The sequence below is a fragment of the Pseudomonas amygdali genome (assembly GCF_002699855.1).
GTDB lineage: Bacteria > Pseudomonadota > Gammaproteobacteria > Pseudomonadales > Pseudomonadaceae > Aquipseudomonas > Aquipseudomonas amygdali.
This window is the reverse complement of record NZ_LKBW01000064.1, coordinates 1-11,497: the sequence shown is the minus strand read 5'-3', so window position 1 is coordinate 11,497 and position 11,497 is coordinate 1. Positions and strand designations below refer to the sequence as shown.

Below are 11,497 nucleotides of genomic sequence, written 5' to 3'. Positions count from 1 at the left end.
TTCGGTAGTTTTTTCATCGCTCCATCCTCTCAAAGGTTGGAGTCTCCGAGAAACCCGGGGCGGTTCAACCTCGCTTGGGAAACCCATTGCGACAAATGTGCGCCCGGGAATCCCATGGCCTGCTCCTGCAGTTGAAAAGGTCATTAACCGGGTGAGCGTGAGCGCGTTTTTGTGTCGTCTAGGACCGCCCAGACTTGGCAGTCGCGGTCCGGTTGCGGGCTAGCGGGCGACGAACTGAATCAGGAATATGTAAACAACTCGTGCCTCAAGTCTCGCTGTGTTTACGGTTTTTTGAAAGCTGTCACGCTGCTGAACTCTACAGGCCTGATCTAAAAGGAAATCTGCGTTGTTGACAGTTTTTTAGTGAGTAGAACCGTTCTAGGATATCGCTGGACCCTGCTGTTCAGGTCCAGACCCGGAGCCCCCGTTTATCGGGGGCTTCGTCGTTTTCAGGTATCAGAAAGCGCTGAACCACTATGGCAGCACTGCTGCCTTGACGCCTAAAACCGCGCATCCTTCTGTGTTTGCGCGTTTTCGAAACAATGCGCGATCACCCTGCTCGCCGGCTTCACCTCACCTCGCGGGCCAAACGCCAATGCCCGCTGTGCCAACGGCCCGTTGCTGGCCGTGGCGCCTGCAACATGCGGGCTGTCCCAAACCCCCCACGTAATAACGGTAGATACCGAGCGCGTGGCAAGCACCACGTCGAGATACCGCTTATAAGTCGCTGCAACTGATCCATCACGATCTGCGATGGACCCCGTGAAGTGGCTGTCGTCGACGTCCAGTTCCGTGATGTGGATCGACAACCCCATATCACGCACTGCAAGAATAAAGTGGGAAAGGCCCGGACCAAATGTGTCGCCTGCACGCAGATGGGACTGAATGCCCAAGCCGTGTATCAGAATGCCGCGCTGCTTGAGCCCGCGCAGCAGGGCGAGCACGGCAGTGCGTTTGCTTTCGCCGTAATGGGTATCCTTTTCCAGGCCGTAATCGTTGTAGCAGAGCAGGGCGTCCGGGTCGGCCTTGTGCGCAGCCTTGAAGGCTATGTCCAGATAGCGAGGCCCTAGCATCTGATACCAGAATGAATTGCGCAGCCCGTCAGGCTGGCCATCCTCCAACTGGATGGCTTCGTTGACGACGTCCCATGCGCTGATGAGACCGCGATAATGGCTGGCGACGGTACTGATGTGCGCCGTCAGCACCGCTTCGGCGTTCGTCGGGGTGACGGTTTGGTGAACCCAGTCGGGTAAAGAGCGATGCCAGCAGAAAGTGTGGCCGCGCATACGCTGTTCATGCGCTTTCGCAAACGCCGCGATTGCGTCGGCGGGTGCGAAGTTGTAACGCTCTGGTTCGGGGTGGACGGTCTGCCACTTCAAGGCGTTTTCTGGCACTACGATGCTGGCCTGACGGGCGACCAGTTGCCGATAGGCCGCATCGTCATTCAGCTTTGCCGGATCAACCGCAAAGCCGAACCGGATACCTTTCTCGGCTGCAGGCTGGCGCAATGCGGGAAAGGTTTCTGCCGCCAGCAGCCTGCTGTTGACGAAGGGCAGGCACGCCAGCAGGCGGACAAACGCAGTCAGAAAACTGCGTCGATTAGCCCGGCGCATTACGCACCAAAAATCTCCATCAACTCCTCACGCCCGACCATCACAGTCATTGACCCTTGCTTCTGCTCGCCTTCAATCGTGCACAGCAATCCAGCTTCTCGACAAATCACTGCGCCTGCCGCGATGTCCCACAGGCTGGTGAATTTCTCCATGTACCCATCCGTTTGCCCCAACGCGGCGAACGCCAGGCCTATGGTTGCGCAGCGATAGCCTGCCAGGCCCCAGCCCTGTCGGCGCAGGCTCAGGTGCAGTTTGCCCATCTCTTCGGCGTCCCAGCGGGTGTTTTCGCCGACGCCGGCGATGCGCAGGTGCTCGGGAGGTTGAGGGCGGACAAAAGGGACGCCGTTGCGCAGCAAGCCATCGCCCGTGCGGGCTGCGAGGGTGTAGCCCAATGCCGGGTAGGCGACGACGCCGATTTCGGGTTCACCTGCCGACATGTACGCCACCGCGATTCCCCACAATGGGGTGCCGCGCAGGTAGTTGCCGGTGCCGTCGATGGGGTCGATGACCCAGCCGTCGGTGATGAATTCGCCGCCCATTTCTTCGCCGAGGATTGTATCGTCGGGGAAGTGTTTGCTCAGTTCTGCACGTAGCAGTTGCTCCACTTCGAAGTCGGCGCGGGAGACGAGGTCTTGTGCGCTTTTGGTGGTGATGTCGAGGGTGTGGCGGTCGTTAAAATACGCCATGGCCAGGCCAGTGGCCTTTTCTACAGCTTGCATGGCGACGCTGAGTCGGTTGTTCATTGCAGACAGCCTCCGTTCGGCAGGTTCAACAGGTCCGGGTAATCACTGAGAATCGACTGTGCGCCATGTTCCAGCAGGTAGTGCGCACGTTTCGGGCTGTTGATGGTAGCCACGGCGAATTCGACGCCGCTGCTTTTCAGGCGAACAAGGTGATGGTCATCGAGCATATCGTCAAGTACGTGAAGTATTCGGCAGTCATATTCGGCCAACAGCGCGACCGGGTCGGCAGGCGCCACCACGGAGGCGATAGCCAGCGGTACATCGTTCCACAAGCGTCGCGCGGCCGTTAGCGAGCGCACCGAAAAGCTGGAGACGAACAACCGATCGTTGTCGGCGGGCCACAGATTTTTGAGGATCGGCATCACCACTTCCGCCGTCTCGACATCGTCGCCAATGGTCGGCTTGAGTTCGACCTGCAAGCCCAGGTTGAGGCGCAGCGCACAGGCCACGATCTCTTCGAAGGTCGGCACCTGCAGGCCGGCGAATTCAGGCGCGAACCAACTGCCCGCGTCCAGTTTGCGGATGGCCTCAAGTTCGTGAAGCACGACAGCGCCGCGCCCGTTGGTGGTGCGGTCCAGCAAGTCGTCGTGAATCACGACAGGCTGGCCATCGCGGGTCAGCTTCACGTCGATCTCGACCCACTCGGCGCCGCACTCGGCGGCTTTCTCCAGGGCCAGCAGGGTATTTTCCGGCACGTAAGCCTTGGCACCACGATGAGCAATCAGGGACGAGCGGACGAGGGGCGCAGGTTTGAGCATGGCGGGTCACTTGGTGGTTTGGGAGAAGGAAACGAGCTGGCGTTGGCCACTCTCGATATCGAACAGCAAGGGCGCGGGATGGATGGTGAGTCGAATCTGGGTGCCGGGCATCAGATGCTGCCGTTCGGCGAGACTGACAACACAGCGTGTTCCGGCCAACTGGCAATACAGCAGGCTGTGGCTGCCGAGATTTTCGGAGGACTCCACGGTGGCGGTGACGCCTGTCTGGCCGAGCACGACAGTCTCAGGGCGCAGGCCCATCAGCCATTTGCCTGTCCGGTTGCTGGCAATGCCGAGTTTGATGGGCAGGCGTTGTCCGTCGGCCAGGATCAGAACGTTGTCGTCCAGGCAGTGCACAGGCAGCAGGTTCATGGGCGGGGTGCCGATGAAGCTGGCGACGAATATGCTGGCGGGTTGATCGTAGATGTCGGTGGGCGTGCCGATCTGCTCGACACGGCCCTTGTTGATAATTACCACACGCTCGGCGAGGGTCATGGCCTCGGTCTGATCGTGGGTGACATACAGAATCGTCGCACCGGTCTGCTGGTGCAGGTTACGAATCAACAGGCGCATTTCATGGCGCAGCGCGCTGTCCAGATTGCACAGCGGTTCATCGAATAGCAGCACCGGCGGTTTGCGGATCAGCGCCCGACCGATCGCAACGCGCTGACGCTGACCGCCGGAAAGCTCTCCGGGCTTGCGTTGCAGCAACTCCTCCAGCCCCAGCGAACTGGCACACTCGCGAATACGCTGTTCGCGCTCCTTGCGTGAGATGCGTGCCAGCTTCAGCGCGTAACCGATGTTGTCGGCGACGCTCATGTGCGGGTAGAGCGCGTAGTTCTGAAACACCATGGCGCAGCCGCGTTCTTTGGGCGGCAGACGCGTCACGTCGCGGCCACCCATCAGAATCTGTCCTTGGCTGACATCCTCCAGCCCGGCGACCGTGCGCAGCAACGTGGACTTGCCACACCCGGATGGGCCGAGGATGACGTTAAGCTCGCCCGCCTTGAAAACCAGATCGAGCCCATGAAGGATGTGCCCTGAGCCATAGGTTTTGTGCAGGCCCTTGAGGACGATATCCGGCGCGCAGGCAATAGGGGTGAGCGCGTTCATTTACCGACTCCGATCAGACCTTTGACAAACCATCGCTGCATGAGCGCAATGACGAGGAGGGGGGGGAGCATGCTGACCACGGCGGCGGCCATCAGCAGGTTCCATTCGGGGACCTGGGTTGCATCGGTCGGCAGAAAGCTGGCGACGCCCAGCACCAGCGTGCGCATGTCCTCGCGATTGGTCGCGACCAGCGGCCACAGGTAGTCTTTCCACGCGCCGATGAACACCAGCGTGCCGAGTGCCGCGAAGTTGGTCTTCGACAGCGGCAGCAGAATGTCGACAAAAAAACGCCAGGGCCCGGCACCGTCCATACGTGCGGCCTCGACCAGTTCGGCGGGCAGCGTCTGGTAAAACTGCCGGAACAGAAAGGTGCCGGTGGCTGAGGCAATCAGCGGCAAGGCGAGCCCGGTGTAGCTGTCGAGCAGGTTGATGGTCGGCACCGGCAGCCACTGGATGCCCAGCCATTGCAACAGGTTGCGTAGCGGTCCGAGCAGGTCGCTGGCCACCGCATACGTGGGGATGATGCGTACTTCCAGCGGCAGCAGCAGAGCGCCCAGCACGGCAAAGAAGATCACCGAGGTGTAGCGGCTGCGAAAATACACCACGGCAAATGCTGTCAGCGCCGAAAGTGTCAGCTTGCCGATTACCACCAGCGTGGCGACCAGCAGGCTATTGCCCAGCAAGCGCAGCAGGTCGAGGCGTCGGGTGACTTGTTGCAGGTTCTCCAGCAGTTGGTCGCCGGGTATCAGCGCAAGGCCGTGGGCGAACAGTTGTGGGTTGCTCACAGTTGCCGAGCAAACTGCGACGTACAGCGGCCCCAGCGCGAACACCAACCCGAGCGTCAGCAGCAGGTAAGCGCCCGCGTCGATCAGCCGGTGACGCTCGATCATGCTTTCACCCCACGGCGCTGGAAGCGGGACAAGAGTTTGAACTGAGCGATGCTCAGCGCTACGACTGCAAGCAACATGAGCACTGACAGTGTCGACGAACCTGCCAGATCCAGGCCCATGAAACCGTCGGTGTAAATCTTGTAGGCCAGCACATTGGTGGTATCGCCGGGCCCGCCGTGGGTGAGGGTGTCGACCAGTCCGAAGCTGTTCGACAGGCTTTCCAGCAGGTCGATGACAAACATGAACAGCAGATAGGGCGCAATCAGCGGCAGCTGTATGTCGAGCATGCGTCGCAACGGGCCTGCTCCATCCAGTGCGGCGGCGGCGAGGTAGTCATCGGGGACGGACTTCAAGCTGGCGACCAGCATCACGAAGTTGAACGGCACCAGGCACCACGCATACGCCACGATCAGCAACAACATGCTCTGCATCGGGCTGGCGTAGGGTGCCCAGGTGCCGGGGGCAATCGCGTTAAGCCAGGCGAAAATACCCATCACCGGATTGGCCAGCACGTGAAAGACAATGCCGATGGTGGCGCCCGATACCGCGTAGGGCCAGATCAGCAGATTGCGAAACACTGCGTTGCCGCGCAGTTTCAGTTCAAGGCACAGCGCAAGCACCAGTGCGATGAGGATCGAAAGCACAACGCTCGACAGGCTGAACACCAGCGTCGAGCCTAGCGACGCGAGCACACCAGGGTCTTTCAACACTCGCCAATAGTTGCTCAGGCCGACAAAGATTTCGTTACCGCCGAAGGGCGGCACCAGATGAAACGACCACCAGATTGCCTGGACTGCAGGCCAATAAAAGAACAACCCGAGTGCCAGCAATTGGGGCAGGGCAAACAGCAGCGCCAGGCGCGGTTGCGGAAAATGCGCACGAGGCTTCATGGCGTTGCCCCGTCTGACTCGTTGCTGGCCTGGGCCTGATGCATCTGCTGAAACAGACTGAGCAATTCGTTGGCACGCAGCGTTGTCTGACGCAGGGCGTGTTCAACGCTCTGGCGACCGGCGAGCGCGTTTTCCATTTCCTGCGACCAAACAAGACGCATCAGCGTGATAAAGCCGCAGCGCAAAGGCTTAGAAGGCTGGCCGTCAATGTCGTGAAGTGCCGCAAGCCCGACCATTACGGCCGACGGCTCTCTGCCTGCGGATTGCAACCGTGCCGCTGCCGCCTGAGTAACTGGCAGGTAGCCGGTCCGGGCACTGAATACCAACTGATTATCCGGTTGCAGTACGAACGCCAGAAACTCCGAGACCAGCCGGTAATCCCGAGCGGCATGCCCACGCATCACCCACAGCGAGGAACCTCCGGGAGCGTTGGTACGGCGTTGGGTGTTGGCGTAAATCGGCAGTGCTGTGACATCGATATCGGATTTGAGCGTGCTGTGCACGATATTCCAGGCACCGGTGGAGTCGATCAGCATGGCACAGTCGTCGGTGGCGAAAGCCAGCGCCTGCTGGCCGCTGCGGGTCGAATCCTCGTGCACCACCAGACCTTCGGCGGTCCATTGCGCCAAGTCGTTCATCAAGCGCAGGTGGGCACCTTTGTCGAACTGATAGCGTTCGGTGCCAGCGGCGCGAACCGCAACTTCGGTGCCTTGCGCTGCACTGGTCTGCTCCAGCCAGATCCACGGCGAAAATTCGCTGACGACAGGGCATGCGTGGCCGTTTTTCTTTAAGGCCCGCAAGGCGGTAGCAAATGCTTCCCAAGTGGCGGGGGGCTCGCTGATACCTGCCGCGGCCAGGGCATTTCGGTGCGTGTAGAGCACGGCGGTGGACGCCGCAAAAGGCTGGGCCGCCAGAGCGCCGTGATCATCGGAGTAATAGCGGCGCAAGGCTGGCAGAAAGGTGTCGTCGGAATAGGCCCTTTGATGACCGGCCATGATGGCCTCGACAGGCAGAGTGGCACCGCCCAGCAGCATGTCAGGCGTGGCCACGTCATAGATTTCGACCAGCGCCGGGCCTATGCCTGCGCGGTACGCTGCGACGGTCTTCTGCAGCGTCTGCTCATAACTGCCCTGGCGGATACAGTGCAGGCGATCCCCATCCTCACGCTGCGCATTGAAGCTTCTGCACAAATCTGCGATGGCACTTCCGGCCGCGCCGCCGTGGCTATACCAGAACTCGGCGGGGGCGGCGAAGACCTGAGCAGCGAACGGCAGCAGCGCCAGCATGGAAAGCGTCTTACTGATGAAAGGCATGAGGACACCCACGAGAACTCAGTGCCATTTAATACAGCTTGTGTGTAGTATTTGTGACCTGCGCGACTTTTATTAAATTTTCATGATGGAAGTGTGCAATGGGTGGCGGGCGATACACTGCTTTACACGCCCACTGTTTTAATCCTCCCCTGATTTGTAGATTCCATGCCCCTCGACCTCGATACGCCACTTCATGCGCACCAACCGCTGAGCCTGAATGAACGCAAATTGCTGGATATCCTTCGCCGTCGAGGTGTGATCACCCGTGCCACGGTTTCGACCGAGATGGACCTGGCTCAGCAGTCGGTGCACCGCCTGATCGAAGAACTGATCAGCCGAGGCCTGCTGCGCAGCGGCGAGCGAGTGAAGAACGGCCGTGGTCAGCCCAGCCCGCGCATTGAGCTGGTCAACGAGGCGGTGTATGTCATCGGCGTATCGATCAATACCGATTCGGCAGTGGTCTGCATCGCCGATCTGGGCTGCAATGTGCTGGAACAGGTCACCTTGCGTACGCCGCCGTTGAGCCGCAACAGCGCGCTGGATTCGCTTGATCAGACCATCGAACGCATGCTTCAACGCAATGGCATCGAGGCGCAACGAGTGATTGGCATGGGCTTCGCCATCGCCGGTTTTTTTCTTGAGAACCGCCAGATCAACGCACCCGAACCGCTGCGCGATTGGTCATTGATTGACTTGCAACCGATACTCGAAGAGCGCTTCGGCATGCCGGTCTGGCTGGAAAACAACGCCACCACTGCGGCCATCGGTGAAAGCCTGGTGGGCGTGGGGGCCTGGGCCAGCAACTTCATCTACCTGTCGTTCAACTTCGGTTTCGGCGCAGGCGTGGTGATCAACGGCAAACCGTATTTCGGCAGCCACGGCAACGCGGGCGAGATCACCCTCTACAACGACGAAGAGTCGATAAACCGTCCGGCCTTGCGTTACCTGCTGGATGAATTGCATCAGAACGGCGTACAGGTAGATTCAATCGAAGACCTGCGCCTGCGCTTCGACCCTGACTGGCCCGGCGTGGACACCTGGCTGGCACGCGTCAAACCAACCCTGGATCGTCTGGTTAACGCACTGGCGGGCCTGTTCGATCCACAGGCGGTAGTGTTTGGCGGGCAATTACCGCCAGAGCTGGGCAGACGCCTGATTGCGGCAACGACTTTCTGGGGAGCCCACCGCTACAACGCGCCACCGCCTCGGCCTCAGTTATTGCTGAGTGAGACCAATGGCGATGCGGCGGCTATCGGGGCGGCACTGGTGCCGTTAAAAGAGCGGTTTTTTGTTTGATCTGTCGTCAGCAATAACTCATTGCTGGGTACTGCACGTTGCGGCCGAGGCAATGGTCATGCAGAAGAAGCCACCTCGGCCTGTACAGTTCAAGACTATCGCGCAGCCGCGGCAGGCAGGTGTATGGGCTGGCCGATTAATATTTCTTCATGCAGTCGGTGCTTAAGATTCAAGGTTGTCGGCCGATCATACTATATTACTGAGCTTAAGTTATTGCTCATCACCGTTGGGTAAGACGTTAGTCTGCATGTGGAGTTGACAAGTGAAGTTATGCCTGGGCTGCAAAGCTATAATGGTTGTCCTGTCGTTTTCCTTGTCAAATTTGGCCGCGTCTGAAGAACTTAAGGTTTACAATTTTTCGCCTGTCAATCAGTACAATCTTAATCTTTCAGCCAGTTTTTGGAATCCAATCATAAAGTATGTGTCCGACAAAAGCGGCGTGAATCTCACGCTGAAATTAGGTCGAACATCCTCTGATACAACAAGTTATGTGCTCGCGCAAGAAGTTGATTTCGCTTTTACTAACCATCTTTTTAGCCCGGAACGCGACAAGATGGGCTGGAAGGTATTTGGTCGCCGTGACGCGCCTGCCCTCGAGGGGCAGATCGTGGTACCTGCCGACTCGCCCATTTATAGCCTTTCGGAGCTAGAGGGCAAGGAAGTTGTGTATCCGGGACCGGAAGCGTTCATCGCTTATAAAGTCACAAACTCGGAATTGGTAAAGAAAGGGATCAGTACGTCTACCGTGTTTGCCGGAAACATGGATGGCGCTTTCAGCCAACTCTTTAGTGGCAAGGCTCAAGCGATGGGGGCCAATTCACAGCTTGTAAGTGGCTACACTGAGAGAGAAGGCAAGTCGTTCCGCGTGCTGTGGAGTTCGGCCTCGTTCAATGACCTGGCCCTCATGGCATCCCCTCGGGTTTCTAAAAAAGAACGTGATGCGGTAGCCAACGCATTTTTTAATATGCAAAACGATCCCGACGGTAGCAGGGTTCTTCGTGAGGCGACCGAGCTGGTCCATGCACCGGCACCGATTACCTTCATTCCTGCGACGGAAGCGGATTATACGTCTTATCGTGATTTTTATAACAGTTTGCCAGCAAACCTTAAGTAAATAATTTCAACTTTAGCTGGAGAGGCTGTTAATGAATTTCTTTAAAAGCCTGCTGCCCAAATCACTGACGTCGCGAATACTGGCGATGTTATCTATTCTGATACTGACTTTTTTGACGACAGGGCTGGGGCTGTTTTATAAAAACCAGCTGCTTCAGCATATTGAAGAGATACAAGACACCGCTAACATGCTGATCGAGGTCGCCGCGCAAGCTGTAGAGGAAAGCGTCGTCATCGGCGATTACGACACCATCAAAAGGACCCTCGAAAAAACCTTGGCTCGCTCGCCGTTCAAGTCGGCCATGTTCATTGACCTGTCGGGTGGCGTCATTCGCCTGCAGCCAGCCAGTGCGCCTGTTGGAAGGGCCCCTGCGTGGATAGAGTCCGAAGTCGCTGCGAGATTATTCGATGTCAATCGCCCGATTACGGTCGGCGGGAAAGATTATGGCGTGATGCGTCTGTCTTTTAATGCCGAGAGAATTGCTACCGAACTCTATAGCCTGGTGATTCAGGCGACACTGTTTGCAGTATTTTTTTTACTGATCAGTCTGATTTTAATGGGGGTCATGATCAAGCGTTCGCTTGCCCATCTGGGCAAACTTCATTCGTATGAGGCAGAAATCGCTTCGGGCGCAGTGGCCGCTGAAGCTATGTTGGTCGCTGATGCCCCCATGGAAATACAGGAGGCTATAAAAGCGGTAAACCGTACTGCCGCCAGTATGCGCAATCACTTTGGCCTGCGTATCGACTCGCTGATGAATACCTTGGTGCAGCATAAAAATGCCCTTGATGAAGTTTCAATCGTTTGCGAAGTTTCGGCCTCCGGACGTATCACCTACGTTAACGAACGATTCGTAAAAAGCTCGCAGCATTCGCGAGCTGAGCTTTTAGAGCTGAAGATCGATGAAGTCTGGACCGGCATGTCTTCAGCCTCTGAGCCGTGGCGATGGGTACCTGAAAATGAGGTGTGGAACGGTGAGGTCAGGCTTTCGGGGCGTACCGGTAAGGAAGCATGGCATCGACGCACCATAATACCTATTCTCGATGACATGGGCGGCGTTGAAAAATATATTTGCATCGATATCGATATTACTGTTCGAAAGGAGTTTGAGGTCGCGATTCTGGATAACTCCAGAAGGCAAAACCTTATCGCCTTGTTTGGTCAGCAGGCATTGACAGAAGAAAACGTCAGTGCGCTGGGTGAGCTGGCAGCACTGACTGCAGCGCAAGGATTAACATTGAGCAAGGCGGCTTTATTAGTCGTTGATCGAGTGAGTCATGGGGTCATCCTCAACGCGGAGGTTGGCTTGAACCACGTGGAAGTCCGCGGTGGTTATCACAATGATTTTTTGAACGGTACTGCTTCTTCCACCGGGTGTGTCATTAATTCTGATACACCTGATAACAGGTACACGCTGCTGCCGGGTGAAACAGTGGAGGCTTGCGGTATTAGAAGTGGTCTAGAGATTGAGATATCCTGCAGGGAGGTTTTCAAGGGCGTTCTTGGGGTGTATGCCAGCACTGACTACTCCTTTACACGTGAAGATGTGAGCTACCTTCAAACACTTGCTAACCTGTTGGCCGCCGCGCTTGAGCGGTATGACGCCAAGAAAAAGCTAATCTATCTGGCCGAAAATGATTCGCTCACCCATCTGCCTAATCGCTGGTTTCTTAGGGTTTGTCTGAAAAGTCGCCTTGGTTAAAATGATGTCCTCTGGTTGCCAAGAGGGCCATCATGACTGACCGTTATGAAATTTCATCTGATCGT

At 57.5% G+C, this 11,497-nt stretch carries 9 protein-coding genes and 1 pseudogene; 3 read left to right on the top strand and 7 right to left on the bottom strand.

The features are described from left to right. Nucleotides 1-500: 500 nt before the first annotated feature. From AO277_RS06790 to AO277_RS06760, 7 genes are read right to left on the bottom strand one after another with little or no spacing between them, the layout of a single operon-like run. Nucleotides 501-1,613: an endo-1,4-beta-xylanase gene (locus AO277_RS06790; RefSeq protein WP_044319798.1), complete on the bottom strand. Its 1,113-nt coding sequence runs from the start codon at nucleotides 1,611-1,613 to the stop codon at nucleotides 501-503. Further along, nucleotides 1,613-2,356, bottom strand: a complete 744-nt coding sequence (locus tag AO277_RS06785) for an inositol monophosphatase family protein (RefSeq protein WP_003431801.1) — start codon at nucleotides 2,354-2,356, stop codon at nucleotides 1,613-1,615. The genes AO277_RS06790 and AO277_RS06785 overlap by 1 nt, the downstream gene beginning before the upstream one ends. After that, nucleotides 2,353-3,114, bottom strand: coding sequence for a glycerophosphoryl diester phosphodiesterase (locus tag AO277_RS06780; protein ID WP_044319797.1), 762 nt, complete (start codon nucleotides 3,112-3,114; stop codon nucleotides 2,353-2,355). The genes AO277_RS06785 and AO277_RS06780 overlap by 4 nt, the downstream gene beginning before the upstream one ends. Before the next feature lie 6 nt (nucleotides 3,115-3,120). Further along, nucleotides 3,121-4,227 (bottom strand): ABC transporter ATP-binding protein, encoded by a 1,107-nt coding sequence (locus AO277_RS06775; protein ID WP_044319796.1) that lies wholly within the window; start codon nucleotides 4,225-4,227, stop codon nucleotides 3,121-3,123. Continuing rightward, nucleotides 4,224-5,117 carry an ABC transporter permease subunit gene (locus tag AO277_RS06770; RefSeq protein WP_044319795.1) on the bottom strand — a complete coding sequence of 298 codons (894 nt, stop codon included), beginning with the start codon at nucleotides 5,115-5,117 and terminating at the stop codon, nucleotides 4,224-4,226. Before AO277_RS06770 ends, AO277_RS06775 begins: the two co-directional genes overlap by 4 nt. Next, entirely contained in the window at nucleotides 5,114-6,007 is an 894-nt protein-coding gene (locus tag AO277_RS06765; RefSeq protein WP_044319794.1) for a carbohydrate ABC transporter permease, read from the bottom strand. The genes AO277_RS06770 and AO277_RS06765 overlap by 4 nt, the downstream gene beginning before the upstream one ends. After that, nucleotides 6,004-7,320 carry an extracellular solute-binding protein gene (locus tag AO277_RS06760; protein ID WP_044319793.1) on the bottom strand — a complete coding sequence of 439 codons (1,317 nt, stop codon included), beginning with the start codon at nucleotides 7,318-7,320 and terminating at the stop codon, nucleotides 6,004-6,006. Before AO277_RS06760 ends, AO277_RS06765 begins: the two co-directional genes overlap by 4 nt. 165 nt (nucleotides 7,321-7,485) lie before the next feature. On the opposite strand from AO277_RS06760, the gene AO277_RS06755 reads away from it, so the two are divergent. From AO277_RS06755 to AO277_RS06745, 3 genes and pseudogenes are all read left to right on the top strand, one after another. Next, entirely contained in the window at nucleotides 7,486-8,616 is a 1,131-nt protein-coding gene (locus AO277_RS06755) for an ROK family transcriptional regulator (protein ID WP_005730206.1), read from the top strand. Nucleotides 8,617-8,908: 292 nt separating this feature from the next. Then, a complete protein-coding gene (locus AO277_RS06750; protein ID WP_044319792.1) occupies nucleotides 8,909-9,730 on the top strand; it encodes a phosphate/phosphite/phosphonate ABC transporter substrate-binding protein in 822 nt (273 codons plus the stop codon). Between the two features lie 31 nt (nucleotides 9,731-9,761). After that, nucleotides 9,762-11,402 (top strand): annotated as a pseudogene (locus tag AO277_RS06745) (PAS domain-containing protein); the annotation flags it as partial. Nucleotides 11,403-11,497: the final 95 nt, after the last annotated feature.

Bases quoted from the DNA above. Each gene is read 5' to 3' on its own strand.
- AO277_RS06755 (WP_005730206.1), top strand. From the start codon at position 7,486: ATGCCCCTCGACCTCGATACGCCACTTCATGCGCACCAACCGCTGAGC.
- AO277_RS06780 (WP_044319797.1), bottom strand. From the start codon at position 3,114: ATGCTCAAACCTGCGCCCCTCGTCCGCTCGTCCCTGATTGCTCATCGT.
- AO277_RS06785 (WP_003431801.1), bottom strand. From the start codon at position 2,356: ATGAACAACCGACTCAGCGTCGCCATGCAAGCTGTAGAAAAGGCCACT.
- AO277_RS06775 (WP_044319796.1), bottom strand. From the start codon at position 4,227: ATGAACGCGCTCACCCCTATTGCCTGCGCGCCGGATATCGTCCTCAAG.
- AO277_RS06770 (WP_044319795.1), bottom strand. From the start codon at position 5,117: ATGATCGAGCGTCACCGGCTGATCGACGCGGGCGCTTACCTGCTGCTG.
- AO277_RS06765 (WP_044319794.1), bottom strand. From the start codon at position 6,007: ATGAAGCCTCGTGCGCATTTTCCGCAACCGCGCCTGGCGCTGCTGTTT.
- AO277_RS06760 (WP_044319793.1), bottom strand. From the start codon at position 7,320: ATGCCTTTCATCAGTAAGACGCTTTCCATGCTGGCGCTGCTGCCGTTC.
- AO277_RS06790 (WP_044319798.1), bottom strand. From the start codon at position 1,613: ATGCGCCGGGCTAATCGACGCAGTTTTCTGACTGCGTTTGTCCGCCTG.
- AO277_RS06750 (WP_044319792.1), top strand. From the start codon at position 8,909: ATGGTTGTCCTGTCGTTTTCCTTGTCAAATTTGGCCGCGTCTGAAGAA.